General features: G+C 63.6%; 36 protein-coding genes. 8 read left to right on the forward strand and 28 right to left on the reverse strand.

Annotated elements, in window-relative coordinates:
* Positions 1-13: 13 nt before the first annotated feature.
* Positions 14-649 carry an SOS response-associated peptidase gene (locus tag D4Q52_RS14700; RefSeq protein ID WP_119857322.1) on the reverse strand — a complete coding sequence of 212 codons (636 nt, stop codon included), beginning with the start codon at positions 647-649 and terminating at the stop codon, positions 14-16.
* An 88-nt stretch (positions 650-737) separates the two neighbouring features.
* Here D4Q52_RS14700 and D4Q52_RS14705 point away from each other — a divergent pair, with 88 nt between their 5' ends.
* Positions 738-1151 (forward strand): hypothetical protein, encoded by a 414-nt coding sequence (locus D4Q52_RS14705; RefSeq protein WP_119857323.1) that lies wholly within the window; start codon positions 738-740, stop codon positions 1149-1151.
* 538 nt (positions 1152-1689) lie between these two features.
* Here D4Q52_RS14705 and D4Q52_RS14710 read toward each other — a convergent pair.
* Positions 1690-3993, reverse strand: a complete 2304-nt coding sequence (locus tag D4Q52_RS14710; RefSeq protein ID WP_119857324.1) for an AAA family ATPase — start codon at positions 3991-3993, stop codon at positions 1690-1692.
* 260 nt (positions 3994-4253) lie between these two features.
* Here D4Q52_RS14710 and D4Q52_RS14715 point away from each other — a divergent pair, with 260 nt between their 5' ends.
* Complete coding sequence (locus D4Q52_RS14715) at positions 4254-4487, forward strand: hypothetical protein (protein ID WP_147407801.1); 234 nt, start codon at positions 4254-4256, stop codon at positions 4485-4487.
* A 5-nt stretch (positions 4488-4492) separates the two neighbouring features.
* Here D4Q52_RS14715 and D4Q52_RS14720 read toward each other — a convergent pair whose 3' ends face one another.
* From D4Q52_RS14720 to D4Q52_RS14730, 3 genes are read right to left on the reverse strand one after another with little or no spacing between them, the layout of a single operon-like run.
* On the reverse strand, positions 4493-5257 hold the full coding sequence (locus D4Q52_RS14720) for a phage minor head protein (RefSeq protein WP_147407802.1): 765 nt from the start codon (positions 5255-5257) through the stop codon (positions 4493-4495).
* Positions 5250-6872, reverse strand: coding sequence for a DUF935 domain-containing protein (locus tag D4Q52_RS14725; RefSeq protein ID WP_119857327.1), 1623 nt, complete (start codon positions 6870-6872; stop codon positions 5250-5252). Before D4Q52_RS14725 ends, D4Q52_RS14720 begins: the two co-directional genes overlap by 8 nt.
* Before the next feature lie 17 nt (positions 6873-6889).
* On the reverse strand, positions 6890-8467 hold the full coding sequence (locus tag D4Q52_RS14730) for a hypothetical protein (protein ID WP_234831208.1): 1578 nt from the start codon (positions 8465-8467) through the stop codon (positions 6890-6892).
* 107 nt (positions 8468-8574) lie between these two features.
* Here D4Q52_RS14730 and D4Q52_RS14735 point away from each other — a divergent pair, with 107 nt between their 5' ends.
* Positions 8575-9240 (forward strand): hypothetical protein, encoded by a 666-nt coding sequence (locus D4Q52_RS14735; RefSeq protein ID WP_147407803.1) that lies wholly within the window; start codon positions 8575-8577, stop codon positions 9238-9240.
* Positions 9241-9251: 11 nt separating this feature from the next.
* On the opposite strand, the gene D4Q52_RS14740 is transcribed toward D4Q52_RS14735, so the two are convergent.
* From D4Q52_RS14740 to D4Q52_RS14760, 6 genes are read right to left on the reverse strand one after another with little or no spacing between them, the layout of a single operon-like run.
* The gene (locus tag D4Q52_RS14740; RefSeq protein WP_119857330.1) at positions 9252-9866 is read right to left on the reverse strand and encodes a DUF3486 family protein; all 615 of its coding nucleotides are present in this window, start codon (positions 9864-9866) and stop codon (positions 9252-9254) included.
* 4 nt (positions 9867-9870) lie between these two features.
* On the reverse strand, positions 9871-10167 hold the full coding sequence (locus D4Q52_RS14745; protein ID WP_119857331.1) for a hypothetical protein: 297 nt from the start codon (positions 10165-10167) through the stop codon (positions 9871-9873).
* Positions 10164-10538, reverse strand: a complete 375-nt coding sequence (locus tag D4Q52_RS14750) for a DUF2730 family protein (RefSeq protein WP_119857332.1) — start codon at positions 10536-10538, stop codon at positions 10164-10166. The genes D4Q52_RS14745 and D4Q52_RS14750 overlap by 4 nt, the downstream gene beginning before the upstream one ends.
* Before the next feature lie 3 nt (positions 10539-10541).
* Complete coding sequence (locus tag D4Q52_RS26510; RefSeq protein ID WP_182915322.1) at positions 10542-10700, reverse strand: hypothetical protein; 159 nt, start codon at positions 10698-10700, stop codon at positions 10542-10544.
* Between the two features lie 31 nt (positions 10701-10731).
* Entirely contained in the window at positions 10732-11280 is a 549-nt protein-coding gene (locus tag D4Q52_RS14755; RefSeq protein WP_119857333.1) for a hypothetical protein, read from the reverse strand.
* Positions 11277-12176 carry a glycoside hydrolase family 108 protein gene (locus tag D4Q52_RS14760; protein ID WP_182915323.1) on the reverse strand — a complete coding sequence of 300 codons (900 nt, stop codon included), beginning with the start codon at positions 12174-12176 and terminating at the stop codon, positions 11277-11279. Before D4Q52_RS14760 ends, D4Q52_RS14755 begins: the two co-directional genes overlap by 4 nt.
* Before the next feature lie 225 nt (positions 12177-12401).
* Between D4Q52_RS14760 and D4Q52_RS14765 the strand changes: the two genes are divergently transcribed.
* Both D4Q52_RS14765 and D4Q52_RS14770 read left to right on the forward strand, forming a co-directional pair.
* Positions 12402-13295: an SMODS domain-containing nucleotidyltransferase gene (locus D4Q52_RS14765; RefSeq protein ID WP_147407804.1), complete on the forward strand. Its 894-nt coding sequence runs from the start codon at positions 12402-12404 to the stop codon at positions 13293-13295.
* Positions 13247-13849 (forward strand): hypothetical protein, encoded by a 603-nt coding sequence (locus D4Q52_RS14770; RefSeq protein ID WP_147407805.1) that lies wholly within the window; start codon positions 13247-13249, stop codon positions 13847-13849. The genes D4Q52_RS14765 and D4Q52_RS14770 overlap by 49 nt, the downstream gene beginning before the upstream one ends.
* 15 nt (positions 13850-13864) lie before the next feature.
* Here the strand turns inward: D4Q52_RS14770 and D4Q52_RS14775 are convergent, their stop codons facing one another.
* The 17 genes from D4Q52_RS14775 to D4Q52_RS27010 are packed head-to-tail and all read right to left on the reverse strand — an operon-like array spanning position 13865 to position 22714.
* Positions 13865-14275 carry a helix-turn-helix domain-containing protein gene (locus tag D4Q52_RS14775; protein WP_119857337.1) on the reverse strand — a complete coding sequence of 137 codons (411 nt, stop codon included), beginning with the start codon at positions 14273-14275 and terminating at the stop codon, positions 13865-13867.
* Positions 14272-14508 carry a hypothetical protein gene (locus D4Q52_RS14780; protein WP_119857338.1) on the reverse strand — a complete coding sequence of 79 codons (237 nt, stop codon included), beginning with the start codon at positions 14506-14508 and terminating at the stop codon, positions 14272-14274. Before D4Q52_RS14780 ends, D4Q52_RS14775 begins: the two co-directional genes overlap by 4 nt.
* On the reverse strand, positions 14505-14675 hold the full coding sequence (locus D4Q52_RS26515; protein WP_182915324.1) for a hypothetical protein: 171 nt from the start codon (positions 14673-14675) through the stop codon (positions 14505-14507). Before D4Q52_RS26515 ends, D4Q52_RS14780 begins: the two co-directional genes overlap by 4 nt.
* Positions 14662-15180 (reverse strand): GcrA family cell cycle regulator, encoded by a 519-nt coding sequence (locus D4Q52_RS14785; protein ID WP_119857339.1) that lies wholly within the window; start codon positions 15178-15180, stop codon positions 14662-14664. Before D4Q52_RS14785 ends, D4Q52_RS26515 begins: the two co-directional genes overlap by 14 nt.
* Complete coding sequence (locus D4Q52_RS14790; RefSeq protein ID WP_119857340.1) at positions 15177-15866, reverse strand: regulatory protein GemA; 690 nt, start codon at positions 15864-15866, stop codon at positions 15177-15179. Before D4Q52_RS14790 ends, D4Q52_RS14785 begins: the two co-directional genes overlap by 4 nt.
* Positions 15863-16351: a helix-turn-helix domain-containing protein gene (locus tag D4Q52_RS14795; protein ID WP_147407806.1), complete on the reverse strand. Its 489-nt coding sequence runs from the start codon at positions 16349-16351 to the stop codon at positions 15863-15865. Before D4Q52_RS14795 ends, D4Q52_RS14790 begins: the two co-directional genes overlap by 4 nt.
* A 7-nt stretch (positions 16352-16358) precedes the next feature.
* Positions 16359-16895, reverse strand: coding sequence for a host-nuclease inhibitor Gam family protein (locus tag D4Q52_RS14800; protein ID WP_119857342.1), 537 nt, complete (start codon positions 16893-16895; stop codon positions 16359-16361).
* The gene (locus D4Q52_RS14805; protein ID WP_119857343.1) at positions 16882-17247 is read right to left on the reverse strand and encodes a hypothetical protein; all 366 of its coding nucleotides are present in this window, start codon (positions 17245-17247) and stop codon (positions 16882-16884) included. Before D4Q52_RS14805 ends, D4Q52_RS14800 begins: the two co-directional genes overlap by 14 nt.
* Positions 17244-17513, reverse strand: a complete 270-nt coding sequence (locus D4Q52_RS14810; RefSeq protein ID WP_147407807.1) for a hypothetical protein — start codon at positions 17511-17513, stop codon at positions 17244-17246. The genes D4Q52_RS14805 and D4Q52_RS14810 overlap by 4 nt, the downstream gene beginning before the upstream one ends.
* On the reverse strand, positions 17500-17898 hold the full coding sequence (locus D4Q52_RS14815) for a transcriptional regulator (RefSeq protein WP_119857345.1): 399 nt from the start codon (positions 17896-17898) through the stop codon (positions 17500-17502). The genes D4Q52_RS14810 and D4Q52_RS14815 overlap by 14 nt, the downstream gene beginning before the upstream one ends.
* Positions 17895-18494, reverse strand: a complete 600-nt coding sequence (locus tag D4Q52_RS14820) for a hypothetical protein (RefSeq protein ID WP_119857346.1) — start codon at positions 18492-18494, stop codon at positions 17895-17897. Before D4Q52_RS14820 ends, D4Q52_RS14815 begins: the two co-directional genes overlap by 4 nt.
* Positions 18491-19276, reverse strand: coding sequence for an AAA family ATPase (locus tag D4Q52_RS14825; protein ID WP_119857347.1), 786 nt, complete (start codon positions 19274-19276; stop codon positions 18491-18493). Before D4Q52_RS14825 ends, D4Q52_RS14820 begins: the two co-directional genes overlap by 4 nt.
* Positions 19277-19303: 27 nt before the next feature.
* Positions 19304-21451, reverse strand: a complete 2148-nt coding sequence (locus tag D4Q52_RS14830) for a DDE-type integrase/transposase/recombinase (protein WP_147407808.1) — start codon at positions 21449-21451, stop codon at positions 19304-19306.
* Between the two features lie 24 nt (positions 21452-21475).
* On the reverse strand, positions 21476-21679 hold the full coding sequence (locus tag D4Q52_RS14835) for a hypothetical protein (RefSeq protein ID WP_147407809.1): 204 nt from the start codon (positions 21677-21679) through the stop codon (positions 21476-21478).
* Complete coding sequence (locus D4Q52_RS14840; protein WP_119857350.1) at positions 21676-22140, reverse strand: hypothetical protein; 465 nt, start codon at positions 22138-22140, stop codon at positions 21676-21678. Before D4Q52_RS14840 ends, D4Q52_RS14835 begins: the two co-directional genes overlap by 4 nt.
* Positions 22137-22409 carry a hypothetical protein gene (locus D4Q52_RS14845; protein ID WP_119857351.1) on the reverse strand — a complete coding sequence of 91 codons (273 nt, stop codon included), beginning with the start codon at positions 22407-22409 and terminating at the stop codon, positions 22137-22139. The genes D4Q52_RS14840 and D4Q52_RS14845 overlap by 4 nt, the downstream gene beginning before the upstream one ends.
* Positions 22406-22714: a helix-turn-helix domain-containing protein gene (locus tag D4Q52_RS27010; RefSeq protein WP_119857352.1), complete on the reverse strand. Its 309-nt coding sequence runs from the start codon at positions 22712-22714 to the stop codon at positions 22406-22408. Before D4Q52_RS27010 ends, D4Q52_RS14845 begins: the two co-directional genes overlap by 4 nt.
* Before the next feature lie 108 nt (positions 22715-22822).
* Here D4Q52_RS27010 and D4Q52_RS14855 point away from each other — a divergent pair, with 108 nt between their 5' ends.
* The 3 genes from D4Q52_RS14855 (at position 22823) to D4Q52_RS14865 (ending at position 24852) form a co-directional block, all read left to right on the forward strand.
* Complete coding sequence (locus tag D4Q52_RS14855) at positions 22823-23590, forward strand: S24 family peptidase (RefSeq protein ID WP_182915325.1); 768 nt, start codon at positions 22823-22825, stop codon at positions 23588-23590.
* Positions 23569-23826: a hypothetical protein gene (locus D4Q52_RS14860; RefSeq protein ID WP_119857354.1), complete on the forward strand. Its 258-nt coding sequence runs from the start codon at positions 23569-23571 to the stop codon at positions 23824-23826. The genes D4Q52_RS14855 and D4Q52_RS14860 overlap by 22 nt, the downstream gene beginning before the upstream one ends.
* A gap of 198 nt (positions 23827-24024) precedes the next feature.
* Positions 24025-24852 carry a DNA adenine methylase gene (locus D4Q52_RS14865; RefSeq protein WP_119857355.1) on the forward strand — a complete coding sequence of 276 codons (828 nt, stop codon included), beginning with the start codon at positions 24025-24027 and terminating at the stop codon, positions 24850-24852.
* Positions 24853-25415 lie beyond the last annotated feature (563 nt).

Here is a 25415-nt window from a genome sequence, read left to right on the forward strand (position 1 = left end):
TGAGTGCGGCTCGTCAGTCATTCTTTTGACCGCGAGCCACAACCATCAAAACTTCATTCGGTAACGGGCGCTGTAGCGCCGACGCCTCGGCCCACGGCGCGCGCATCCAGACATCGAACTCCTCGGCTGTGGTCAGGATCACCGGCATCGCCTTTGGATGCACGGGCGCCACGACGTCGTTCGGCTCGGTGGTAAGGAAGCCGAACAGCCGGTGCGTGCCTTCGACAGGATTGGCCTTGGTGCCGCGGGTGCCGCTCCACTCCGTCCAAACGCCCGCGAAGGCGAGCAACGGCCGGCTGTCGTCGAGCGCGAACCAGGTCGGCGTCTTCTTCGGCTTGGTGTCGGCGTATTCGCAGAACGAACTGAACGGCACTAGGCAGCGGCTTTCGGGTTTGAGCCAGCGCCGCCAGTGCGGCGACTTGGTGTTGCGGATGTTGGTGATGGGCGCGCCGCCAAATTGCGGCGGTCCGGGCATCCCCCACCGCATCATCGTCAGCTCTCGGTCGTCGTCAGGCCCGCGCACCACGGGTGCGAGGCCATCCGGAAACACCGCCGGTAGCGGCGGCAGATTGCCGGTGCTGTCCCGCATCACCCGGAACAGCTGCCGAATCGCATCCTGATTCTTGCTAATGCTGTAGAGATTGCACATTGGCGCGCGAGCTCTTGGGCGTGGAACAGGTCGAGGCATCCAATCCTAGTGGCATTGCCTAGCTTGGCAAGGCGCGCTTGATGACAGGATGGGGACCAAGTCACGCGAGGCGATCTTCGGCGGCCGCTTGCACGGTGCGCGGATCCGCGCCCGCGCCGCGCGCGAGGAAGTGGTTCTGGCGGTGCGCAAGGCCGACCGCGCCGAGGCCGAACAGTGGTCGCTTCAACTGCAAACCTACGGTGGCCCGGCTCAGCCATCTCCGACCATTGGCCAATGTCTCAACGGCGGCCTTGGTTGGCTTGAGGTCGAGTGCCTGCGCTGCCGTACCCAGGCCAGCCTGCCGCTCGACGCCATCCGCAGGACCCGCGACACGCCAATCTGGAAGCTTGAAGCCTCGCTCCGCTGCCGCAACTGCGCGACGCGGCGCTATCGGCCACCTGTAAAGTTGGTGAAGTTGACGGCAGAGCGGGAGATCGAGCGATACGCTTTGGATAGGCTGTAGCGGACGCGATGAGGCAGCTCGAGCTCTGGAACCATCGCGGCGGCCTGCGTGGACCAGATTCAATTCAGTCAGCATACAAAAGTCGAACTGCGCGACGCTGACTGGATAGTGAGAGGTTCGGTCGGAATTCTCCGAAACCAGACTCAATCAGTTCATTTTGTCCGAACATCGTCCCCTAAAAGTCCGCGATTTTTAGCTCGACAATGAGACAGAGAAGATTGTTTCTCTAAATCATGTAACAATCAACGTCGGAGATTATTCCCGTTGACGGCCGCTGATGACCCGGACACCACCGTTTGATTGAGGTTTCCGACAATAGTGCCAATCGCTGCCACCCTGGCGGCTGTTCAAGCTAAAGGGGATTTGAGCGATGCAATCTAATACACGACATTTCGACGCTTTATTTGATCATCTCGAAGCAGCCGCCGCGATTGCCACACTTCTGAATCTTAAGCATCTCCGCTATATCCTATCGATGGCAACGATCGAGTCGACTGAGCGCTTTGTCGAACTTTCAGGAGTCTCTGTGACAGACCTCTCAAGTTCGACAGAGGCCTCGCAGCGCGGCTAGATGGCTCGGATCGACCGTTTCCATAAGGCCGATGAGGGCTTTAGTTGCCGCTTTACTTTCCTCAAGTGTCATCGATGAAAAGCCAATGAGATCGTCAAGACTGTCAGAATGTGATTCGAGCTGAACGAGACGCTCCAGCGCGCTCACTCGTTCGCCATCAAGTTTATGAAAGTCTTTTCTAAGCCGTTCCATTTTAGATGAAAATCCGTCGCTGCCCGGACAGCGGAAAGCGAGGAATACGTCCAAAACCCGCCGCAGAACGTTTGGCATCATATAAGCATACTCGTAGTCCGCGTCGCTGCTCGCCTCAAACTTGAGGACGTGGTCTACAAGATAGTGGTACTCCGAGTCATACTCGCGGAGTAATCTTGACATCTCTACAATTGTGGTGGCCCGCGTTTCTGTACCAGGCGTAAGTCTAACGTCGAGAAATAGAAAGCATGCGGAAGGCAAAGTTGCTTTGTTGCGCGGCCGATGGAAACGGCTCCATGCCTTCTTGAATTCGTTCATGCAATTCTGATTGTGGGTCATAACAAAAACTTGCGCAGCTTGCCCCAGTCGACTGATAAGCAGTGCGCAGGCGTAGTTAAGGGCTTTGCTATCCAAACTTGAAATCGGATCGTCCACAACGACTATGCAATCTTGTATTGACAGTCCGTCGGATTCGAGCGTGGACAGGAAATAACATATCGCGATTGCTGTCTTCTCGCCTTCACTAGGGCTGCCTTCAATTGGACGGCCTCGTCGATGAATTTCGTATCCATTGTCTACGCTGACAATCGACAGTTCCTTGTGGCCAAGATATGCTTCGATTAGTCGATTAATCTTTTCAGCTGCTCGCCCGTGCTCTTTAACGCGGATGCTCAATTCCCGCACCTTTGACTGAATATCCTCCAACGCAATCTTTGCAGCTTTGAATTCGTTTGCTGCGCTAGTCGCTTCGCTGAGGAGTTCGTCATAGCGAGCTTTGTTCTTGAACAAGTGGTCCCTGCGCAGTGCTAGTTGCGCTTCTTCCTGTCGCTTTAAGAAGCTTTCGCATGCCTCATTGTGCTTGTCGATTTGAAGGTTCAATACGCCAAACCAGGATTCGATCAGACTGAAAGCTCTGTCAGCTCGATCTATGACGGATGCGCAATCCTCAGGGTCAGGCATCAAGGTGGGTCTGGCCAGTTTTTCTTCAATGTCAGATATTGCTGTGTCAAAAACTTCTGCAATTGCAGCCGAGAGCGCATCCTTGATCGAATTGGAAGCCTTGTCGTAAGCTTCACGTCGATCCGCTATGATGTCCTTGGGGGACGGAATTGCCAAAGCTAATTGCTGAAAGTAAATCCGTTCCTTTTCGAACGTTTGCTTTGCTGCGGTGAGCGCGTTTTGAAATTGTGCGAAACCCTCGTCTAAGGCGCTTGCCAATAGTTCTTTTCGTTTGGCCGATAGCGGACCGCCGCACAGCAGACACTCGTTAAGATCGTGGTCCCCGTGGTACTCCGCCCCTTCGTGCACCCAACGTAACATTTCCGAATGTGTCTCTAATTCGGGAATTATCGTGAGACTGGGCGTCTCCTGCATCAAGCTTCCTGTCTTCAGAAGAACGTCGCGTATTGATGCCGTGTCGAAGTCCAGTTTCAGAAGTGCCGGCATCGCCTCTTCGCGCCGGCAGACCTCCCTTACCGCCGACAGAATCGTCTCGTCGAGCAACGATTTCGCGTCAAGTTCGAGTGTCGCATAGTCCGTGGTTAGTTGTGGAGCTTCGTATTTTCGGTTCGTGAGGCGGATTTCCTGAGCAATCGTTCGAGCCAAATCGCGCTTGAATGCGGATATTTGTCTTTCGCTCGTAGCGACCAGCCGCTCGGCGCCTGCCAATCGCTCTTTGGCCGCGGGGATGGCTGCCTCAGCCGCTCTCAGCCCTTCGGCCGCTTCGGCCTGTTCTTCGCCAATATAGAAGACAGGCCGAGCTTTCCCAGCGGACCATTGGAGGTTGAGATTGACAAAATCCTCATTGAACACTGCCAAGCGAATACCCGATGCGCTCGCTGTCCCGATGCGGAGCGTCTGTCCGGTATCCGTGACGAGTTCAATCTCGCATCGATTGGGCAGCAGGTCGCGGCTTGACGTTGACTGAATCGCCGAGAGGCACCGCGAGAGCGTGCTCTTGCCTGAGCCATTGAACCCATAAATAAGATTGAACTTCTTGAAATCGATGCTCGGCGTTTTGGAGGTTCGGGCGGCTAAAATGCCCGCGTTCTGTAGCCTCGAAATATTTCTGATAAGCATGTCGAATCCATTTCTGGTGATCTAATAGCCAAACACGAAACCGGACTAGCGACAATCTAGCCAATTTTCCGCGGAGTAGTCCGGATCTGCCCTTTTGATGCGACAGCGACATCCGGATATTCTCGCAGAGAGTGTGAGGCAGTGGGATGATCAGGGATTGGCTCAGATCATGGGTCGGTGTTTGGAGGGCGCGCTGGGCTCTACGCTTTTGGGCGAGCCGGGCCATAGTCGACAGGGATACCGATGACGAAATTGTCCGGTTGTTTCAGACGGCCGACCTTCTCGATCCGGATACCCTCGACCGCCTCACGACGCTGATCAATCAACAAGAAGCCGCGCCCACCGACGAATGGGCGGGCATCCCGCAAGAGCTGCTGGACGGCCGTCAGGAGCCTCAAATTGACCTTCAAACTATCTCGGCGGCCATTGATGCCTCCGATGGCAAAATCGTCCCGTTGCGCCCCGCGGGCGGCACGGCGCCGGGGAAGGATTAGCGGTATCAGGTGGCCAGGGCTTCCGGCATTGCACCCGGCCGGTAGGCGAAGCCCGGGTCGATGCCGTCCGGCACCTCGATCGTGCGCAGGCTGCCATCGGACAGACGTATGCTGCGCTCGACCATGACGATCTCCGGCGCGTCCGATACGGTCCAGCCGTAGCGGCCGAGATCGCGCTCGGACAGGCTCATCACCGTGCAATGGCAGAACCAGCCGTTCGGCGGATAGTGCGTCTGCCACCATGGATCGTCGACCGGCAGGATCAGCCCGTGCCAGGCCTGATGCTGCGGCCGCGGGTGCTTTTGGCCTTCGAGATGGACGTAGCGAAGGTATGGCCGCATCGTCTTGACCCGCTGGATCTGCTGCCAGCGGCCGGCCGCATAGGCGGTCGACATGTTGGTGTCGAAGATCACGCGCGATCGCCAGCCACGCGAGCCGCGATAGCTCCAGCCGTGATCGGCAACGATGCGGTCGAAGTCGGCGCGAAACTGCTCGATGCTGCGCCCGTCTGCGATGGCGTCGAGAACCGCATCGTGGAAGTCCGCGAGCAGCGCCTTCGTCTGTGCGCCGGCGACGGTGAAGCCGACCGAGTGTTCGGCCTCCCACAGATCGGTCCAGGTCGCGCTCGGCATGTCGATCTTGGCGCGCAGAAAGTCGATCGCCTCGACCGGATCGACATCGAACGGCAGCACTTCGGCGGACAGCTGTAGGCTGCCACCGCAACAGGCGCAGCTGCCTACACCGATCGGGGCACCGTGACGCCTAAGCACCGCCGATCTCCGCACGGCCGGTCAGGTTGGCGATCACCCGCGCCATCCGCATCATGCCGGCGAGATTTAGTTCGGCGATGCCGGGCTGCAGCTGCTGCAGCTCATGCCGAACCTGGTCCAACGTCTCGCAGCGCTCGATCACGCCGCGGATGTCGTCGATCAACGCATCGGACGCAGCGCCGGCGAATTGCTCCGCCTGATCCGACAGCGCCTTGACGGCGTCGGGCACGCGGCGGAGCTGCGCGGCATTGAGCTGCGGCGGTGCCGGTCGCGACGGGAGGCCATACGATGGATCGAACGGCGCGCTCTGCGCCGGCGCCGTCAGCAGCTCGGTCGGCTTGTCAGGCGTGCCGGGCGCCGGCAGCGGAATGCCGAGCAAATCGTTGGCCCAGCTCTTTTCGACCTGCAGCCCCATCGGGACCAGGCGGGTGATGCCATCGAGGATCTGCGCGACGTTCTTCTCGTCGGGCCGGCCGATCCGCAGTCGCGGATAGGCACGCTGTGGCCCGAATTCGAGCTGGATCCACGGCAGCACCAGATCGCGGTTGAGGATCGCCGAAAGCGCCTTAGCGTCGGCGCGCTCGATGTCCTCCTGGACCTGGCGGTGCTCCTGGCCGACGGCGTGACCGCCCGCGATCGCGTCGGTGGTGGCGGTCTGGCCGAGCACCGCCTTGGACATCTGTTGATCGAGCCAGTCGACGCGCTTGACGTAGAGATCTCCGGTGGCGTTGAAGCCCTCGTTGCGAATGAACTCGATCGCCATCGATTCCGGAATGATTGCCGCGCAGTCGCCGGCGATGTTGGCGACGGCGCGAAACAGCGTGTCCTTGTCGGCCGCGGTGGTGCCGGCCGGATACTTGCCGACGCGAACGGGCTGGCCGAACACCTGAGTGAAGATCGCCCAGTCGCGCAGCGTGAACGCCTTGAACATCCAAGACCAGGATGCGAGACGCGCCAGGCCCGAGCGCACCGGCAATCCGCTCTTGGCGCGGATCACCGCCGCGATGAATTTGCCGGGCGGTAGCTTGGTGTAGCCGGGCAGCGGCGACGGCGGCACCGCCGACAGCCAGCCATCCTGCGCGGCGTCGACGCGCAGCAGCGGCGTGACGCCGTCTTTGGGATCGAACCTGAACCAGCGCGGATCGCGCCACTCCAGCCGCGCCGGCTGCCATTGTCCCTCGCTGGTGTCCCAGACGATCTCGGTGAAGCTAATGCCCTTGCCGATGGCGTCGAGGATGTCGAACAACTCAAACTGCAGCTCGTCGCGGCCGAGCCAGCGTTCGATCAGCGCCGCCTGCGCCTTGGCTTCCGGCGTGTCGTCGGCGGCGTCGACCTGAATGTCGAGCTGCGAGACCGAACGCTTGCGGGTGGCCAAAATGCCGGCGTAGTGCGCGTCGCGCTCCTCGATCTGTTCGGCGAGCTCGAAATACGACAACGGCTCACCTTGATCGGCCTCGCGCAGCAACGCCGCCAGCCGACGCGGGTTGAGCCCGTCACCCGGATAGGCGGCGAATGGCGAGCGGATGCCGGACACCGTCGGGCCGGCGATCTCCGAGGTGAGCACACGGCGGATCGGTTCGCCGTCGGGGCCGTACAGCACAGGAGGTGTCGACATCGGGCGGTCTCCTCAGCTCACAGCGAACCGCGCAGCCGCGCGCCGAGCGGCGCACGCCACCACGTGTGAACGCCGTCGTCGTCAGGCGGGCCATCGTCATCGCGGATGTCGGGCCGCTCGTCGGCGCCGCGATAGTCGAACTCGACGATGCCCGACCGGGTCTGCGCATAGGCGAGCACCAGCGCGATGGCAAAGTCGCCATGGCGCTTGCCGCCTTCGATGCTCTTGGTGCGCAGGTCCGGAATCAGCGGGATGCCGCGCACCGTGCGCACGAGTGACAGGTCGTCGACCAGATCGGCGTGCTGCGGGATCAGGATCATGCCGTCCTCGAACGCCGTCTTCAGCGGCGGAAAGTTCTCCAAGTACCAGGCCGCCGTCAGATTGAGCTGCTCGACGCGCAGCGCGCCGTATTTCTGCGCGGCGACTTCGGCCAAATAGGCGCCGTTGCCGGTGGCGTCCATCTTGCCGCCGATGAAGCGCGGCAGCCGGTCGAGCACATAGAACAGCACCTGCTTCTGTTGCTCGAACGGAATGCCGAGCATTTCGACGGTGAACGGCACGGTGCGTTTCAGCGTCTTGCCGATGGCGATCGGCGCGATCACGCTCAAGTCGGATTTGCGGCCGAAGTCCTGGCCGAAGGCGTGCTGGCGATTGGGATCGAGCGCCTGCAACGGCGCGTCGAGCGTCTCCGCGCACCACGCGGCGATGTCCGCCTCGCGCACATCCTTCGGCAGGAAGGTGAACTCCGGCTTGCGCTGCAGCCGCAGCACCTTGAAGTCCCCGATCATCCGCGCCTCGATCAACGGCCGCGGCAGATATACGCCGCCGCCTTTGGACGGCACGCAAAACAGCTCCTCGTCAGCGTCGTCGCCGTAGGACGCAATGATGCCGGCGCGCCAGGCGGCCTCGGCTTCCGCCGACCATGGCTTGCCCTGCACCAGACAGATCCGCCGAAATAGCCCGTCGGCCAGCGCGTCGTCGAAGGTGATGCGCTCGACGTGGTACGGGTTGCGGCCGCCGCGGGCGTCGTCGATCAGCCGGGCGAAGGCGTTGTCGGCGCCGAGGTGGGTCGAGATCACCAGCACCTTGCCGCCCCACATCAGCAGCGCGATCGCCGCCTTCATCACGCCGGGGAGATCGTCGTGGAACGCCGCTTCGTCGATGATCACATAGCCTTGCCGGCCGCGCAGGCTGCGCGGCCGCGACGCCAGCGCGACGATCTCAAAGCCCGAGGCGAAGGCGATACGAAACGCCTGTATGTGCCGATCGGGATTGCCGTCGTCGAACAGAAATTCGTCGACCGACGGCGCTGCCTCATTGAAGCTGCGCGCCCACATTGCGCAGACGTCGATGAACTCGCGCGCCATATCGAGATTGTAGCCGATGTAAAACGTGTCCATGCCGCCGGCGGCGCGGGTCGCCGCCGAGGTCAGCACGGCGTCGCCGGCCACTGCCCAGGTCACGCCTATGCGCCGGCTCTTTTCGCAGAGTGTGATCTGGTGCATCGCCGTCGCGCCAAGCAACCGCTGCTGATAGCCGAGCAACACTTCCTCGATGCAGCCGTTGCCCACGAACAGTTTTTCAGCTGACACCATGCCGCCGCGCCGGACCTCGATCCATTCGGCTCTACTGATTATAGGAGCGTCAATCATTCGACTTTCCATTTATCGACAAGGCGCTCGGTAGGCAGCATAATCCGTCTATGAAAGGCATCGACCACACTAACGGGGTTCTTGTACTTGCCGGGCTCGCATGCGTTTGCTCGGTCGGATTTTCGGCCGGTATTCCATTGGTAATGGTCGAAAAAACTCCGCAGATTTCCGATTGGCTCGGGTTCGCTGGAAACGTCCTTGGCGGAGGAATAGCTCTCGTTGGCGCTGCGATCGCATGGAAGGCTGTCCAGGCACAAATCGAAACCCAGAAAGAGCAAATTGTGCTGAGCGCAGTGATTCGCGAGGCTGACAGAATCAAACGAGAGATCTCGGTGGTATACAAGTGTCAGGAGATCCTTCAAGAAGTCGGAACGCTTCTGCCTAGACCGGATGACCGGAGAGACCAAAGTACGCTGATTACTAAAGGTCTCAATTATCCCGAAGGATTTGACAAGATCGTTGATTGGGTTGCGAATAGATCCCGAGCAGACACCTCTGACCCTCACGTAACGGAAGTCGCGCTTAGACTGAGTAGGCTGGAGACCATGCTGCGCGCAGGCTCGCTGTTTGGAAATTCGAATTATCATGGCGAAATCGTGCAGGCAATGAACGGTATCGATGAGGCCGACAGTGAGTACACAAGCAAACTCAAGAACCTTCTCGTGCGAAGCGACCAGCTTGAACAGCGGATTTGCAGAACTGTCGATAGCCTCTGAACGCGTGGACTCTAGCTAATAACGTGACGATCTATTCCGAGGATCTTCGCTTTGATGGCGTCGATGGTTTCGGTGGTGAGGCCCTTGGCCTTTGCAATCTGGTCGACGGCCTTGGATGCCTTGGCTTTAAATTCGGCCTCGATCTTTCGCCGACCGTCGGCTGAAATCCGCTTCGCTTCCTCCGCATGCTTCAACGCCCGAGACGTCAGCATCAGCATCTCGGCGGTGTCTCCGTCGGCTTTGAGTTCGCCGGCGTTGCCGAGCATTTCGCTGATCAAGGTCTTCAAAGTCTCGGCGACCAGCAATGTGAGTGAATTGTCGCCGGCCTCGTCCAACTTCGGCGCGATCACCGCGGCGATCTCGCGGGTCTCCTGCAGCCGCATCGATAGCGCCGCCACCTTGATGGCGGTGCGGTTGAAGGCCGAGCGCGAGATCTGCGGCGGGCGGATGATGCCTTCGCCGAACGCGGCGACCTTCAAACGCTCATTGAAGCCGTCGAGAATGTCGAGCTGACTGAGCTTGCGCTCCTTGAGCTGTTCGAACGCCCACAGCTTGGCTTCGTCCGCCCAGGATGGCAGCCGGTCGATCCCCGAGAGCCGGCCGCGCTTGGTCCGCGCGGGCGCCATGGCGTCACGCCTCCGGCGGCGACGGCCGCTTGACGCCCTCGATCACCAGCCGGCGTTCGACGTGCTCGACGCCCTTCGGCGTCAGCTTGGCGACCACGACGCTGCCGGCGACATTACGGGTGACGGCGCCGACCGTGTCGAGATAGCCGATCTCCTCGCGCACCCAGTCGCGCGACTTGGCGATGCCAAAGGATTCCAGCACCTGCTGCAGCAGCGCGTCGTTGAGCGCGTAATTGGTTTGCGCGTGCAGCTCGCGCAGCACGATCAGCCGCGCCTCTTCGCGAATGATGTCCCGGCTCATCCCACCACCTTCTCGACCAACGCTTCCTGAATCCGGTCGGCCATCGCGGCCACCGGCTTGATCCGCTCCGCCATGCGTCCGACTTCAATGCCGAGATCCTTCAGGGCGATTTCGAGTCGGTGCGTGGTGTCCTTGTCGGGCAGATGCTTCAGCTCGCTCTCGACGGTCGTGACCCGCTTGTCGATCAGCTCGACGCGCTTTTGCAGCACGTCGGTGTGTTCCTTGGAGGCCTTCGACTCGATCCACGGCTTGAGCTGCTCGATCTTGTCGTCGATCTTCTTCGACCGGTTGGACACAATCGTGTAGGCAAGCGACGCCACCGCCACGGCGATCGCCGCCCATGGTGCAACGGCTGATAACTCGACTTGCATCGGTCATGCCCCCTTCGCCAGACGCTCGCGCTGGCCGCGCTGGCAATCGCGTGTTGCATCGAGATTGCCATTGGCCTCGCCGAGCGCGACCGCATATTGGCCGATCACCCGCCACGGATCGGATCGGGCGCCCACCGAGGGATCGTCGACGTTGCGAGCCACGGCTTCGCAGTCGCGCGGCAGCTCGAGCGCGTTAGCCCCGGCCGGCGGCGGACCGACGCCGTTGAAGCTGGTGCAGCCAGTCGAAATAGCCGGCAGGAGGATCGCAGCGGCGAACGATGCGAACCGCTGGGCTCGCCGGCGGCTTGTGATCGTCGCCACATCCGAATTTTGCGCAATACTCATCGAGCTTCCCCTTGGCCTGGCGCGCCGTTGCCTCGGCATCGCGGCGCAGCCGCTCGGCGTCGGCCGCGGTCGCGGACGCGTTCTTCAGCTGCATCGCCTTGAAGGCCAATTCGTCGCCGAGCCGCCGCAGCTCGGCGCGCTGGTCGGCGGTGCGAAATCCGATCAGAAAAATCAGAGCAGCCACTGCGATCAGTTGCACAGCCGCGGCCAGTGCCTGAAACTCCCCAAGGGGCGGCAGCAGTCGGCCGAGCATCGGCACCCGCGCGACCGCGAATGCCGCGGCGGCCAGCACGCCGATCGCGACCAGCACCGGCGCCGAGGTGGCGACCGACCAGAATGCGTCCGCGGTGATCGCGCCGAATAGTCGCCCAACGTCGGAGGCGAAACGGGTGATCATGCGGGCTGTCCTTCGGGCACCTCGGCGACCAGGTCGCCGTCGACGGCGCGCTGCGCAATGCGGGTTTTATGCGCGGACCACAGCGCATAGAGCAGCGCGCCAATGCCGACCACGACCGACAGCAGCGTCAGGGCCGTGAAGACGTGGTCGATCAGATCGGAGGTGCCGACCAGTGGCGCGAGCTTGTCCTTGGCGCCGTCGATCAGCGCCGCGGTGGTGGCGCCGCCGAGCCCGCCCTTGACCGAATTGCCGGCGTCGACGGCGGGCTGCGCAACATCGCTCGCATAGGCCTTGGCGCCGCCGCCGTGGCGATCCACCTCGACCGGCTCGGGTCCGACCGAACCGGACGCCCACGCCTGGCCGATGCTCTTGGCGCTGGCGACGCGCTGGGCCCAGCCGCCGCCGAAACTCGTCCAGGTCGACAGCTGCTGCAGCATGCCGAGCCGGCGCGCCGCCATGTCGGCAATCAGCGCGTCGTGGTCGGGATGGGCGTGAGCCGCCGCCATGGTGCCTTCGCCGAGATGGCCGTCGATCGGCCCGTGATACACGCCGGCCGCCGCGAGGCCGCGCTGCAACCACTTGATGGCTTGATACGGACCGGAATTCACCGCGCTGTCGAACAAGAAAAGGTCGACGCCGGCGGGCAGCTCGTCACCGCGGACCGCGTTCCAGTATTGCAGGCGGTAGATCTCGTCGCGTTCGGCGATCCACTCCGGCGTGCCGCGGAGCGTAGGCGTCAAGGCACGGCGCGGCAGACGTTTGCGGGTCCGATAGCCGTCATAGACGCGCTGGATGACGCCTTCCAGCGTGACGCCGCCCGGATCGCGCGGATGGTTGGTGTAGCCGCCTTCGTAGCGGAGAATCACTGTCAGGCATTTGGAAAAGGCGGATCGCACGATGGCACCCCAGCGGCTGAGGCTTTTAGCAATCCCGCAATGTCCAGACATTCTCGACCCTGACGGTTGTCAGGCGGTTTTCGGCTCTTGCGCGGAGGTCTGCCTAACGGAATCGCGACTAGGATCCCTCTGTTGGGGATAATTGATCGAGATACTCCACAATGTTGCGAGTTTTGCGCACTCTACAACCCAAGAGCTTTGCACTCGTTTGAACGGGAGGTGGTGGTGTGGATCGGCGTTCGCCAACGATTCAATGAATTTGTGAAAGATTTGGAATTAACGGCAGATCAGTGGAACGATGGATGGACTAAACACGTCAACGTGGGGAGAACGCTGCAAAAAGCCTATTATGGCAATACCGACGGCGACTTTCATCCAGGCTTCTGCGTCGGATCTTGGGGTAAACGAACTCAAATGCGTCCGCCGACTGACCTGGATGCCTTTTTCGTCTTACCACCTGAAGTGAAGCTTCGATTCGATTTGCGATCGGGAAATATCCAATCAGCTCTATTGCAAGAAGTGAAAGAAGTACTGGGTGATAAATTTAAACAGACTCGGATCCGTGGGGATGGGCAAGTTGTTGAAGTTGCATTCAACACTCTGACGATCGAGATCGTGCCCGTTTTTAGGGCAAGCACTGGACAATTCTGGATGCCTGATACCAATGGCGGCGGTCGCTGGAAGATCACCGATCCGATTGCACAGATTAACTACATTGATGGCGCGGACACTGCTGTCAACGGCAACGTGCGGCCCTTGGCAAAGATGATGAAGCTTTGGGCGAGAGAGAGACAAGTCCCAATAAAATCGTTTGCAATCGAACTACTTGCCGCTCAATTCCTGCCTGCCAGGGGCAACGGCGGTTATGATGCGTATTGGTACGACTATTATGTTCGCGATTTCCTCTATTTCTTGTTGGGCAAAACTGGCTCTTTCATCGAAATACCTGGTACGTACGACTCGTATTTCCTCGGCAAGGAATGGGAGTCCAAAGCAAGAGCCGCACTAGATGCGGCCAATGTTGCGTGCCATTATGAACGCACTGATCAGATTGTTGCAGCAGGTCAAGAATGGCAGAAGATATTCGGCAGCCGAATTCCGGTGGACGTAGCGATCTAGAGAGTGTTCGGGCAGAGATCGCGGTTGAAGCGATGCGACAATCGGAGAGCGCTCTCTATACCTCAACCATGCTATACATTTGGCTCCGCAGGGTGCGGATACAGCAATCAGTGATCGTATTGACGCCCATAATTCTCACAGGCCTTGCAGGCCTCAGCTACGTGAAGGAGTGGCTGCCAGCTTGGGGCGTGGCGCTTATGGCTTTTTTTGCGACACTGCTTCCGTCGATAGCGGAGAAGCTCAAGATTGAAACAAAGGTCGATGAATTGCGGCGTTTGGCTGCGGATTTCAAATCGCTCCAGGACCGGTTTCGAGTTTTGGCGAATGTTACGGCGCGTGGACCTGTCGACACAGCAGTAGAAGAGCTGCGCATGCTGATGGATCGCATGGATGTTGTCCGATCGACATCGATTACCCCTCCAGAACGCTATTTCGATGCGGCCAGTCGAAAGATCAAGCGAGGTGACTATGATTTCTCAGTTGACATTTCGCTTCGCGAGAAGGCTGGCGTGCCCATCAATTCGCCTGCGCAGTCAGGAGCGCTCACCCGTTAGTTTTCCTGGTCGCAGTTAGAAGAGCGATTTCTGGTCATCACCTGTTTTGCCACGGTGGCGGCCGCGATGCCGGTGCACCGTGCGTTGCGTAAGCCCAAGCCGCGCCGCTATCTCGCGCGACGACATGCCTTCCTGGTCGAGCGCATGCAGCCGCTCGCTGATCGCGCGCAGGAATTGCCTGTAGCTGCCGCCGACATGCAGCGGGATCTCGATGCGATTGCCGCGCTTGCGGTCGACCGAGAAGTGCGCACACAATTTGGCGGCAGCGTCCGGTCCGACTGTGGCGACCAGCCAGTGGTCGGCAGCGCCGGGCCGTGCCGGAAAATACACGCGCTGACCGCCGAACCGGGCAGCAATCTTCAGCGCCGCAGCTTCGCCGGCGACCTCGGCGATTTCGGCTAGTACGCCGGGGAGCCCGCGCGTCATCGGAGGTGCGCCCCCGGCAAGAGGGTCACCAGCACGCCCCCGCGGACGACATAGGTCAGGCCGTCCGCGACGACGTGATAGTCGGACTGTCCCAGCGCGTCAGCGGCGTCCGTCGCGCGCTGCAGCGATGCGCGGATCGCCGTGCGCAAGGCCGCTACGTCGAGTCCGCCCGCGCGCTCCAGCAGGCGCAGCAGCGCGTGATCGGAGATATCGAGGCCGGCGCGCGCGGTCATGTCGGCGGCTCACTAGCGAGAGTCTTCTCAAACGTCTCGCGAACCGTGCGGGCGAAGCCTTCGCCGTAATTTTCGGCGAGGCGCTGATAGTGCAGCTCCCTCTGCTCGTCGCTGCAGCCTTTCAGCTGCTTCCACAACGCCTTCATCTTGGCGTCAGCGCCGGCCATTGGATGTTCCCGTGGTCCGGCGACAATCATCGCCAGCCCGATAGGCAAGGCGTACGTGATGCGCGCAGTACGGCAGACCGGGCAGCGCCCGGCCGCCGCAGAAGAAGAACTCATGCGTTGCCGGGTCGCCGAACGGCCAGTGGCAATTGCTGTCGTCGAGCCCGAGCAACGACAGCCGTTGCCCGGGCGGGACCCGTGCGGCGTCGATCGCCGGGTCGACCGCCGCAGCCACGGCGGCGAACGGCGGCGCGGCTGTGCGGCGTGGCGCCGTCTGCGGCGTCCACCGCACGGGCCGGGTCGTCTCGGCTCGGCGTGGCCGCGGCGCTCCGGATGCCGGCCTGATAGGTCGACCGGACAGGCCAAGCCGATGCACCTTGCCGACCACGGCGTTGCGGCTGACCTGGCCGAGCTCGGCGGCGATCTGGCTGGCGGTGAGTCCGCCCTCCCACAAGCGTGTCAGCTGCGCGACGCGTTCGTCGGTCCAGCCCAGCGCGCCGCTGCTCATGACACGGCTCCCTCGCTGTGCAGAGCGACAGCGGCGCGCAGCCGGCGGCCGAGGGCTGCCTGCACCTGATCGAAATGACAGGGCTCGAAATCGTCCCAGCCGGTCCTGCAGGCGACACGCCAAGCGTAGTGGTCGAGATCCGACAGCGGCTGATCGGCGATCGTCGGTATCACCGCGCCGAGATCGATCAGCCGCAGCCATTGCGCGTGCAGCACCGCGCGCTTGCTGGTGCGAATGTCGGCGCGATCGCCCGGCCATTCGATCTTGGAAGCGCGCGCAAGCCACGCCTTGATGCCCTCGATCGCCGCGTTTCCGGCGCCGGCGTTGGACAGGAAGCGGACATGCGACACGCCGGTCTGCCGTTCCAGATAAGACAGCATCGCGCGGTCGGTGCGATCGCGCACCACGCCGAGGTCATAAGCGGCGATCCACAAAGCGCGCAGCTTGGCGCCGACCGGACCATCGAGGCGGGCGACCGCGCCCACCGGGGTGCGATCGCCCGCGAGTTCGCGCAGCCGCTCGATCACTTGGCCAGCCTGCGTGACCGACAGCGCCTTGGCGCTGCGCTTGCCGGTCTGCCGCTCGAGCAGATCGCGATAGCTGTCGTCGTCGAGTTTCGCCTTGGTCTTGAGCGCGTGGATGGTGGCGATCATCGCGGTGGTAGAGCGTTGTGCGGACAGCTTCATGGCGTTGCCCTCCTGCGGTTGACGAAGCCGTTGGCGTCACGGCTGCCGATCGGCACGATCGCGAGTTCGAGATCGAGAGTGTTGAGAGCGGCGTCGAGCGCGTCGACGAACGGCATGGTGCGCAGCCGCCATTCGGCGACGGTGCGATCGCTGAGGCCGGCGCGTCGGCCGACTTCCCGTTGCGTGGTCATCTGCGCGTTCATCGCGGCGACCAAACCGCGGACGAGCGGATGGCAATGCACCGGGATCTGCAGCCGTCCGCGCTTGCGCATGGCGATGCCGCGGACCTTCTTGTCGTGAAAGGCCGGGTCGGCGTTGCGTTCCGTCATTTCCGCCGCTTTCGCGGCCCGCCGCTCGGCCGACCACACGGCGCCGCGGCGACGCGCCACGAAGTCGGGATCGGCATTCTGCGCAACCATCCGCTGGCGCTGGCGGTCGCGGCGGGCGCTCGGCCAAGTCGATCGGTGTTGGCTGGGGTGCGTCATGGCCGGCTCACGACGTGACGTCGGCGAGTTGCTCGGCCGCGAACGGCTCGACGATGAAGCTTTCGTTGCCGCGGCCAATCGAGACGCCGTCGACGGTCCTTGCCAAGTCCGGATTGGCCAGCATCGCGTCGCGGTTGAGTTCGAGCTTGGTGCGCAGGAACGCCGCGTAGTTCGCCCCCTTGTCCTGGATGCGCGCAACCACGACGTCGTCACCGCCGCTGATACGCACCTTGGGCGGATTCCACCGCCACGCCACTTTGCCGGTGCCGAAATCGACGGTCTTGGACTTGCCGTTCTGCGTCAGCTCGACGCGATTTGCTTCGCACCAGATCTGCAGGCCCTTCAGCAGATCGTTGGCCTGATCGGCGATCGGCGTCGCCTTGGCGAGGTGCGATTGCTTGACCGCCGCCAAGGCGTCGTTCATGTCGGCTTCGATACGCTCGACCTCGCGCAGCTTGGCGCCGTAGTCGGCGATCATCGCGCGGGCTTCATCGCGATTCTGCGGCACGCGCATCACGGCGGCGGCAGCCTTACCCTTGACCATGGTGGTTCTCCTGTTCGGTGGGTTGAGCAAGCGGGGTGACGTAGCCGAGCGCTTCCAGCGCGACGCCGAGATCGGCGATCTGCCGGGCCAGCACACGGCCAAGACCGAGCCTGCGGGCAGGCTCGCGCTCGGCGCGCATCGCGTCGGCGCTGATCATCATCGCGAAGGTCAGATCGGCGAGCTTCGCCAGATGGATGGTGGCGGACGCCAGCGCGATGATCTCGACCGTGGACGCGCCAATGGCGGCGCGGGCGCCGTGCGCGACGATCCGCGACGCGACCTCGATGGCATCGATCGCGGCGGCCTGATCGGCAATGCTCGGCCTGACGAGTTGCGATGCCGGCGTAGTCATGGCCGGTCCTGATTGTCGCAAGCCGGATCACGAACGATGCGGGCGGTTGGAAACGCCAGGATCTGCACGCCCGGCAGCTCGGCATCGACCGGCACGTCGGCGCGAGCCGCATAGGGATCGACGCCGAGTTCGAGCAGTACGGCGTTGCAGGCGCCGTGCTTCAATTTGCGGGCGAACGCATGGGCCGCCGCGTCGGTGAAGTCATCGCGGCCGCTGAGCCAGCCGGAGAACTGATCGTACAGACTTCGCAAATCATGGCTGAGCATCATCAGCCTCCTTCAGGTTGGAGTGCTGGCAGTCGCCGCGGCAGGCGCGATACAACCGAGCGCGGATCGACGACGCGCCGGTGTTTCCCATCCGCTGCTGATCGAGGCAGCGATCGCGGCCGATCTCGCCGACCACCGGGCAATCTACCGTCAGCCCCATCAGCGCGCCGCGGACGCGGGCCTCGACGGTCTTCATGTTGCCCTGGTACTTGGCGGCGAACACGGCGGACAGCACCGCCGGGGAGTAACCGATCCGCCGCGCGGTTCGGGTCGCGGTGGTCCGCGTAGCCTCGCGCGCTAGCTCCGCAACCCAATCCGGCAGCGCGTCGCCCCACGCCGCAGCGGTGTTGGCGACAAAGTCGATCCGCTTCGATGCGGAGGTCATGGCAGCACCCCCATCGCCGCGACGGGGCCGGCCTGACCGAGATTGCGATCGAACAGGATGGCCGCTGGCAATCGGATCTGCATCTCGACCGGCGCAAGCGCACCGGTGTTCTTGATCGGCAACAGCCGGTAAACGACATCGCTGTCTGGGCCAACGCGGCGGGCGTTGGCGTGCAGATATCCAGCGCCCACCAACAGATCGACGTAACGTCTTGCGACCGGCAGGCCAATCGCGAGATCGTCGGTGGTGGCGGCGAATACCAACTCGTCGAGCGTGAAGGTCTTCATGGCGCGCATTGCGTTCCAGAGCTGTTGCAGCTCCGGCCACAGCGCTTGCGGCAACTGATCGCCCGCGCTGGCGATGCGGAATTTTTGCCCGTCACGCGTGAGCCTGACGATGATGCCGCCGGCGATCAATCGGCGCAGAGTGACGTCGACGGCGTCGCGCGGCGCGCCCGTTTCGCGACAAATATCATCGGTGCTGAACGTTCGGCTCGGTCCATCGCAGACCTGAAGCATCGCGTTCCAGATTTTGAGCCACAGCAGCGGCACGGTGACGGTGATGCAGGGCTCCCCCCGCGGCGATTGCCGGATCATGCCGCCCTCGCGCCGAGCTTGCGGATATAGGCCTCGACATGCCGGGTCTGCGGCGGCTCGCCGGTGTGGAAGCGGTGAGCGCCCCAGGCCGACAAATCGATCGTCGACAGATTGGTGTTGCGGGCGATGTCCTTGGCTTCTTCGAGATTGGTCACGATGCGACGCGCCCGGCCGCCAGACTGCACCCGGATCGCATCGAGCAGATCGTCGGCGATCTTCAGCTTCGGCGCGAAAGCCTTGGCGAGTTCACGGGTGTCGTCGAGGTCGCACGGCTGCGCCGGAAACCAATCGAGCACCCGGTTGTGCACGCGTTCGACCGTCAGCAGTTTGGCCGGCAGCTTTTCTTCGCCGATCAAGATGACCGGCGCGCCGGAGGATTCCTGCAACTCGCGCAGGATTTCGATGAGCCCGCGGTCGACCAGGCGATCGGCCTCGTCGACGAGCAGCGGCCTGCGCGGATCTTCGCCGAGCGCGTTGATGGCGCGATCCGCCAGCTCGGAGACGGTTTCGCGCTTGGTGCAGGATTCGCCGAATTCGCCGAGAATTTTGGCGAGCAGCGTCCGACGTGTCCAGCTGTCACCGACCTCGACGCGGATCGCGTTGGTCTTGTTCTGCGCGAAGATCGATGCCCAGGTTTTGCCGTAGCCGGATGGTGCGTGGCAGACGCCGAAGCCGGGAAGATGCGGAGCCCGATGCACGACCTTCATGGTCATCGCCATGAAGGCGGCGACGTTCTTGATCGCCACCGGCCCGCGGTGGATGTGCTCTGCTATGTTGCTCATCGTTGCAATGACCCCATTGCTGTTGGATTACCCGGCGCCGCTTGCTCCGGTGGTGGTGAACCCGTCGTCGTAGGTCAGCTTGAAGCCGCGATACTCCGCGCCTTCGCGGTAGCCGCCGAGCCAGAGCGCGTCGCCCGGTTCGACGAATTCGCCGCGTGCCAGCCGAGCCTCGATCGCGCGCGCCCGCTGCCAGCGCTGGTGCGCGGTTTCCTCGGGGTGCAGCTTGCTGATCGTCGGCGCCCCCGCCGCATCGGCCGCGCGAAGCTGTTCGGCGAGCGCCGCGATGCCGTCACTGTGCACCGCGGTCTCAGCGACATAGGCTTCGCGAGCCGCGGCCAACGCCGCGGTGTCGTGACGTCGGCCGGTCTTCGGAAACGCGATCAGCGTGCCGGCCTCTTGCAGCGCTTGCCGATGAATCGCGTCGGCGAAGTCGCGGGCCTTGATCCGCCGCGCCACGCGCTGCGCGTCGGCCATACGCTCGGCGATCAGGCGCTTCTGTTCGGCGCGGGCGGCGGCGATCGCCGCTTTCGGATCGATGCCGCAAAGCTCCGGCGCGATCGCTTCGCCGAGATAGCGCTCGCCGTCGGCGGTGAAGACGAACGCGCGGCCCATGTCGGTCTCGTCCATCCGCACCAGCACGGTCGCGCCGACGTCGAGAAATCCGCCGATGTAGTGAGTGTCGTTGATGCGCAAACCGGTCTTGGTGACGGTGCGCAGCCCATTCTTGCCGGCGACCGGCGCGAGCAGCATGTCGAGCGCGCGGACGTCGTCGATACGCCGGATCGGCCCGGGGCTCGCCGCCGCCACTGCAAACGGGGTGAGACCCTTGAGGCCGGCATGGGGCGCGTGGCCGTAGACGTCGCGACACCACGCGTCGAGCCGCGCCTGCAAGTCGGCGGCGGTCAGCGCGACCTGGAAGACATCCTCCGGCGTTTCGCCGAGCCGCGCTGCGAAAGCCTTGCGCTGTTCGATCACTTTGCGATCGGCGACGCTGTGGCCGATGAAGCCTTCGAGCGTGCGCATCAGCCCGCGCTGCAGCGTGCCGATCGCGCGCTCGACGTGTCCCTTCTGCTCGGGCGAGAACGGCGCCGAGGTTTCGTGCGCGATGCCGAGCGCGGCGAACAGCCGCCGCGTGGTGTGGGCGACGAAGTCCGAACCGTTGTCGGTCTTGATCCGCTCCGGCACGCCCCAATCCAGGATCGCCTTGCGGATCAGCAAGCCAACGGCGCCGGCGCGCGCCGTCTTGCTGACCGTGGCGATCAGGCGCCGGGACTGCACGTCGATGCAGACATAGATGCTGTGGCGACCGTCGAGCAGCATCACGTCCGCCGGCGATGCATCGATCTGCCAGAGTTCGTTCAGCCGGGTCGCCGGCACGGCGACGCGGGCGGCGAACCGCATCGTCGATTTGAAACCGTCCGGATTGCGGATCGATTCCAGCTCGACGCGAAAGGCGGTTTTCCAGCCCTTCAAGGCGTGTTGAAAGGTGCGGACCGGCGGTGTGTTCACCACGCGGTCTGCGACCGTCATGACCGGCCAGCGATCCGCCACCAATGCGCGGATATGGTGGGCCGTGAGTTGCGGCTGTTTGGCAAGCAACGCCAGCACGAAGGTCCGGACAGCACCGCCTTCGGCGCGGTCGAGGATGCCGGTGCCGCGCCGCGCGGCGGCTCGATCAACGGCGAGCCGGGACTTGCGCCCCGCCTTGGCGTGCGCTCGCCACCGTGCCAGCGTGCGCGGCGTAAGGTGCTTGACCTCGGCGCTGATCCAACCGGCGAGGTCGAGGGCACCGGCATTGTACAGGTCGCAGAAATGCCGGTCGGCGCATTGCCGCGTCACCGCGGCGTCGGCGGCGAGGCGATCGGCCAGGGCCAGGATGGCGAGCCGCGCGTCGCGCGCCTGCGCCGCTGCGCCCCCGAGGGCGGCGGCCGCCGGTTCGCTCGCCGCGTCGCGCGCCATGGCGATCGGCACGTCGACGGCCTCGATCCGGCCGCCGACATAAGCGGCGCGCGCTGGCGCCGGTAGCGAGGTCACCGCGTATTCGACGCCGCCGCCACGCCCGCGGCGCGGCCGCGACAGCCAGCCGCCGCGCGCTGCCGCAAACGCAACGCCGCGCTTGGTCGACGGCAAGCTCGGCAATGCCAGTGCGGCGATTTCGGCAGCTGATAGAAACATCTTCACGGCAACCGTTTTCCAATGTCAGGACGCGCGTGCGGCGCGCCGCATGCCGTTGGCCTCATCGCGCAGCTGCTCGGCCACCGCGACGAGGCCGATCTGGTCGAGCGTGAGCGCGATGGCGTCGAGCGTCGCGGCGCTGAGTTGCAGGCGGGTGCGCAGGCGGACGACGCGCACGATCGGCGGGATGTTGGCAGCGCGCGGCGGCTTGCAGTCGGGAGTGATCATCGTCCGGCCCTCCATTCGGCGTCGGCGGCGTTGATTTCGCGGTCGAGGCGGTCGCGCGCTTCCTTCGCCATCTCGCGACGGATCAGCGCCTCGTACTTGCGGGCGACGGCGACCGCGTCGGTATCGACGAGCAGCGCGTTGATCAGGCGGATGTCGCCGGTGACCACGACGAGCGCGATCAGGCGATGCGCCGGGATGTTGGCGGTCTCGTTTGCGGCCGAGGTGTATTGATCGAGGATCTGCGGCGAGACGCGTTCGCCGAGATATTCGCTCATCGCCGCGGCGACGGTGTCACGCGAACGCCCGCAGTCTCGCAGAGCTTCCTTCAGCGCCTGCTTGATCCGCGCCGAGGCACGCGCGGCGCGGACCCGCTCCGGCGAGAACCGCTCGACCACCGGCGCCGGCTGATAGTCCCGGAACAGGTCCGGTGTCAGCGTGTCGGTGGGGCGGCGGCGGGTCATGGCAGCCACGCCTCCGGCAGCGGCGTCACGGTCCAGGCTTGCGCATCATCGGCCGTGACACCGTCGAGCACGTTCAACAAAGCCGCGATCAGATCCGCGACGGCGCGGTCGTCATAGGCACGCGCCCGGTCCGGTGCGGCGGTGAGTCGTGGGGCGGGCAGCCCGTCGTGGCGGCAGGACGCTTCGTCGAACCGACCGAGAAAGAAACGCGGGACACCATCCCGCAGGCAGACGACCGCGTAGGATGCCGAGGTGGGGGCCGCGGTCATGGACAGCCTCCCGCTGCTGCCCTCAGTTTTCGGCGGCGCTTCTGACTCGACGCTCGCGGTTGGCGCGGCTTACGGTCGCCACCCAGGAGCCGGCCTTTTCGATCGAACCAGTCCGGCCACAGTTCATGGAGAGGAACGCGAAGGTAATTGGCGATAATGGTGTTAGAGGGCGTCCGCGGATAGGACAGCGCTGCGCGAAGGGTCGCATCGCCCAGTCCATTCTGGCGCGCCAGCGCCGCAAGCGACGTTCCCCGCTTGTGGATCGCGGCCACGATATCGGCGCGGTGCCAGCCTGGTGAGGACATGGTGAAATTCAGATGCGCCGCGCACGCGGCTAATTTCGATCAAATATGCAACGAACGATGCAAAGATGATCAGATATGATCAAAAAATCAACCGTATTCCGTTCCGAATTGGAGATCGACGCGAGCATGTTGAAGGATTCTCGCGTTAAGAGCTTGAATATTAAGCAAATCCGATCGTTTGTAGAGCAGCTGGAAGCCTTGCCGGACGGAGCGTCGTTGCCAGACTGGAGCGAGCTGTCGGTTGGCGATCGCTTCGCAATTTGCCTGAGGCTGATTCCGCAGCGGAAACGCGAAGCCTTGCTTGGGAAGTCGGAGCCACAGATCAGACGCTACGAAGCCGGGCTCGACATTCCGCTGACGGTGGTCGCCGCGCTGGCGGTCGAGACCGAGATCCCGCTCGACTGGATCGCGTCCGGCCGGCCGATGCAGCGGCGCCTGCCAGCCTCCGTCGCGGCTGTGGGGTCCACCGATGGCGAAGATCTGCCGGTGCGCAAACTCGCGTTCAAAGTCGACGACAGCGGTGCACTGACGCTCGACGACGCCGCGGGCCAAGTGCAGTTTCCGCGTGCGATCCTGCAGCGCGTCGGCGTCGCGCCGGCGAATGCCCGGCTGCTGGAAGCGTTCGGCGAGAGCATGACGCCGACGCTCAGTGACGGAGACCTGCTGCTCATCGACGTCGGCGCGACCAAAATCGTCGAGGGCAAGATTTTCGTGTTCTCGGTCGGCGCCGACGCCTTCATCAAGCGGTTGCGGCGGATCGGCGACCGCGTCTTGATGATCTCCGACAACCGCGAGATGTTTCCGGAGCAAGAGGTGCCGAGCGGGGCACCGTTCAGCATTTACGGACGCGTCAAATGGGCGGGGCGAAGTTTGTAATCGCGGGCGGCTTGGTTGCGGCCGGACTCCTTGTCGGCCCCGCGACCGTTCGCGCAGACGACCAGGCGGTGGTGTTGTGCGGCGAGATCACCGACGCCGCGAGCGCTGGGATCAGGGCCGGCCGCGTCGACGAGGCCCGCGTGTTGAAGCCGTTTCTCGATCGCTGCGCACCGATCCTCAAGGCGCGGATGGATCGCGCGATCGATGCGTTGAGAGCCCGGCGCGCGCCGCAATAAACGCTTAACCGGAATCAGCCGACCGATAGGCACCCCTGCCGGAGTGGCGGGGGACGCGGCGTTGACGCGCCGCATGCCGCGGGCCGATCCTGGCAGACTGACCCGCCCGACGAAGACAACCGATCTCGCCGACCCGCCGCTGCTGCACAGCGCCTGCACAGCATCGCGACGGTAGGCAGGCCGGAGTGCTCTGACGAGATGAGGTCGAAAGTTGTCTACAAGACCATAGTGCCAGTCCGTCCGGCTGCCGGCTATATCGGTGGCAAAAAGCTGCTGGCTGCTACCATCGTCGAACAGATCGAGCGAACGCCGCATCAAACCTATGCCGAACCGTTCGTCGGCATGGGCGGCGTGTTTCTGCGCCGCCGCCAAGCGCCGAACGGCGAGATCATCAACGATCTGTCCGGCGACGTCGCGACGTTCTTTCGCGTGCTGCAGCGGCACTACGTGCCGTTGATGGACATGCTGCGCTGGCAGATCACCGGTCGCGCAGAATTCGAGCGGCTGCGGGCCGCCGATCCGGCGACGCTGACCGACCTGGAGCGCGCGGCGCGGTTTCTGTACCTGCAGCGCACCGCGTTCGGCGGCAAGGTCGACGGCCGCAGTTTCGGCGTCGACCGCAACGGGGCTCGGTTCAACGTGGCCAAGCTGATGCCACTGCTCGACGATCTGCACGATCGGCTGGCGGGCGTGGTGATCGAGCGACTGCCGTGGGCGGAGTTCGTGGCGCGCTACGACTCGCCCCAAACGCTGTTCTACCTCGACCCGCCATATTGGGGCGGTGAACGCGACTACGGCGACGGGATGTTCGCGCGTGCCGACTACGCGCGGATGGCCGAAGTGCTGGCCGGCATCAAGGGGCGCTTCATCCTGTCGATCAACGACGTGCCGGCGATCCGGCGGACCTTCGCGGGCTTTCGCATGCGGCCCGTCGAATTGACCTACAGCCTGGCCGGCAACGACAACGCGAAGCCGGCGAAGGAGCTGATCATCACCGGGCCACCGCGGCGGCGATGCGGGCAATGAGCGACAAACGCGGCGGCGGTGTTGGCGACGGCGGCGAGGCACGATTCCCAGATCGGCTTCCCGGTTTCGTCATCGGCACCGCGGCCCGCAACGTCGCAAAGCCGCGTCAAACGGGCCTTGAAAGCCGCTTCAACCGAACTGGGAATCGACCCGGCGCAGCGGCGCGGCGGATTCCAAGTTGGCGTCCGGATCGCCGCGATTCCGCGGTTATGCCGCGATGGACCGCCGACCGCTGCCAGCCAAACTTGCGCGAGCCGCGCTCAGCCCGATCCCGCGACCGCGCCGACAAGCCCAACGATTTCCAAAGCTTCCCGCGATTTCCCGGCCAATCCCGGCCATTCCCGCCAGTGCCACCCAAACTTGCGCGTCACACGAACCGCGGACCCGGGCGCCACCGCCTCGGCAGCGTCGCCCCAGCCGAACGCCCGCATCCTCGCGGCGCGCCATGCGCCCGAGCTTTGCGGACGTCCCGCCCCTCGCGCAATGAGGGGCGGCGGAGCGACGAAAGGCGCACCTTGGTAGTGGTTGCCGCAGCGCGAGCTTCGGATCGCCGAAGCCCGGAG

Origin of the sequence: Rhodopseudomonas palustris, from assembly GCF_003591005.1 — a bacterium.
Lineage (GTDB): Bacteria > Pseudomonadota > Alphaproteobacteria > Rhizobiales > Xanthobacteraceae > Rhodopseudomonas > Rhodopseudomonas palustris_K.

What these genes read in the sequence shown, in the direction of transcription:
- D4Q52_RS14725 (WP_119857327.1), bottom strand. Translation starts at nt 6,872, where the DNA reads ATGTCGACACCTCCTGTGCTGTACGGCCCCGACGGCGAACCGATCCGC.
- D4Q52_RS14730 (WP_234831208.1), bottom strand. Translation starts at nt 8,467, where the DNA reads ATGGTGTCAGCTGAAAAACTGTTCGTGGGCAACGGCTGCATCGAGGAA.
- D4Q52_RS14825 (WP_119857347.1), bottom strand. Translation starts at nt 19,276, where the DNA reads ATGAGCAACATAGCAGAGCACATCCACCGCGGGCCGGTGGCGATCAAG.
- D4Q52_RS14820 (WP_119857346.1), bottom strand. Translation starts at nt 18,494, where the DNA reads ATGATCCGGCAATCGCCGCGGGGGGAGCCCTGCATCACCGTCACCGTG.
- D4Q52_RS14770 (WP_147407805.1), top strand. Translation starts at nt 13,247, where the DNA reads ATGGCAGAAGATATTCGGCAGCCGAATTCCGGTGGACGTAGCGATCTA.
- D4Q52_RS14785 (WP_119857339.1), bottom strand. Translation starts at nt 15,180, where the DNA reads ATGAGCAGCGGCGCGCTGGGCTGGACCGACGAACGCGTCGCGCAGCTG.
- D4Q52_RS14865 (WP_119857355.1), top strand. Translation starts at nt 24,025, where the DNA reads ATGAGGTCGAAAGTTGTCTACAAGACCATAGTGCCAGTCCGTCCGGCT.
- D4Q52_RS14775 (WP_119857337.1), bottom strand. Translation starts at nt 14,275, where the DNA reads ATGACGCGCGGGCTCCCCGGCGTACTAGCCGAAATCGCCGAGGTCGCC.
- D4Q52_RS14790 (WP_119857340.1), bottom strand. Translation starts at nt 15,866, where the DNA reads ATGAAGCTGTCCGCACAACGCTCTACCACCGCGATGATCGCCACCATC.
- D4Q52_RS14755 (WP_119857333.1), bottom strand. Translation starts at nt 11,280, where the DNA reads ATGATCACCCGTTTCGCCTCCGACGTTGGGCGACTATTCGGCGCGATC.
- D4Q52_RS14800 (WP_119857342.1), bottom strand. Translation starts at nt 16,895, where the DNA reads ATGGTCAAGGGTAAGGCTGCCGCCGCCGTGATGCGCGTGCCGCAGAAT.
- D4Q52_RS14780 (WP_119857338.1), bottom strand. Translation starts at nt 14,508, where the DNA reads ATGACCGCGCGCGCCGGCCTCGATATCTCCGATCACGCGCTGCTGCGC.
- D4Q52_RS27010 (WP_119857352.1), bottom strand. Translation starts at nt 22,714, where the DNA reads ATGTCCTCACCAGGCTGGCACCGCGCCGATATCGTGGCCGCGATCCAC.
- D4Q52_RS14740 (WP_119857330.1), bottom strand. Translation starts at nt 9,866, where the DNA reads ATGGCGCCCGCGCGGACCAAGCGCGGCCGGCTCTCGGGGATCGACCGG.
- D4Q52_RS14700 (WP_119857322.1), bottom strand. Translation starts at nt 649, where the DNA reads ATGTGCAATCTCTACAGCATTAGCAAGAATCAGGATGCGATTCGGCAG.
- D4Q52_RS14840 (WP_119857350.1), bottom strand. Translation starts at nt 22,140, where the DNA reads ATGACCCGCCGCCGCCCCACCGACACGCTGACACCGGACCTGTTCCGG.
- D4Q52_RS26515 (WP_182915324.1), bottom strand. Translation starts at nt 14,675, where the DNA reads ATGGCCGGCGCTGACGCCAAGATGAAGGCGTTGTGGAAGCAGCTGAAA.
- D4Q52_RS14710 (WP_119857324.1), bottom strand. Translation starts at nt 3,993, where the DNA reads ATGCTTATCAGAAATATTTCGAGGCTACAGAACGCGGGCATTTTAGCC.
- D4Q52_RS14845 (WP_119857351.1), bottom strand. Translation starts at nt 22,409, where the DNA reads ATGACCGCGGCCCCCACCTCGGCATCCTACGCGGTCGTCTGCCTGCGG.
- D4Q52_RS14815 (WP_119857345.1), bottom strand. Translation starts at nt 17,898, where the DNA reads ATGACCTCCGCATCGAAGCGGATCGACTTTGTCGCCAACACCGCTGCG.
- D4Q52_RS14750 (WP_119857332.1), bottom strand. Translation starts at nt 10,538, where the DNA reads ATGCAAGTCGAGTTATCAGCCGTTGCACCATGGGCGGCGATCGCCGTG.
- D4Q52_RS14830 (WP_147407808.1), bottom strand. Translation starts at nt 21,451, where the DNA reads ATGTTTCTATCAGCTGCCGAAATCGCCGCACTGGCATTGCCGAGCTTG.
- D4Q52_RS14810 (WP_147407807.1), bottom strand. Translation starts at nt 17,513, where the DNA reads ATGCTCAGCCATGATTTGCGAAGTCTGTACGATCAGTTCTCCGGCTGG.
- D4Q52_RS14835 (WP_147407809.1), bottom strand. Translation starts at nt 21,679, where the DNA reads ATGATCACTCCCGACTGCAAGCCGCCGCGCGCTGCCAACATCCCGCCG.
- D4Q52_RS14805 (WP_119857343.1), bottom strand. Translation starts at nt 17,247, where the DNA reads ATGACTACGCCGGCATCGCAACTCGTCAGGCCGAGCATTGCCGATCAG.
- D4Q52_RS14745 (WP_119857331.1), bottom strand. Translation starts at nt 10,167, where the DNA reads ATGAGCCGGGACATCATTCGCGAAGAGGCGCGGCTGATCGTGCTGCGC.
- D4Q52_RS14795 (WP_147407806.1), bottom strand. Translation starts at nt 16,351, where the DNA reads ATGACGCACCCCAGCCAACACCGATCGACTTGGCCGAGCGCCCGCCGC.
- D4Q52_RS14705 (WP_119857323.1), top strand. Translation starts at nt 738, where the DNA reads ATGGGGACCAAGTCACGCGAGGCGATCTTCGGCGGCCGCTTGCACGGT.
- D4Q52_RS14860 (WP_119857354.1), top strand. Translation starts at nt 23,569, where the DNA reads ATGGGCGGGGCGAAGTTTGTAATCGCGGGCGGCTTGGTTGCGGCCGGA.
- D4Q52_RS14735 (WP_147407803.1), top strand. Translation starts at nt 8,575, where the DNA reads ATGAAAGGCATCGACCACACTAACGGGGTTCTTGTACTTGCCGGGCTC.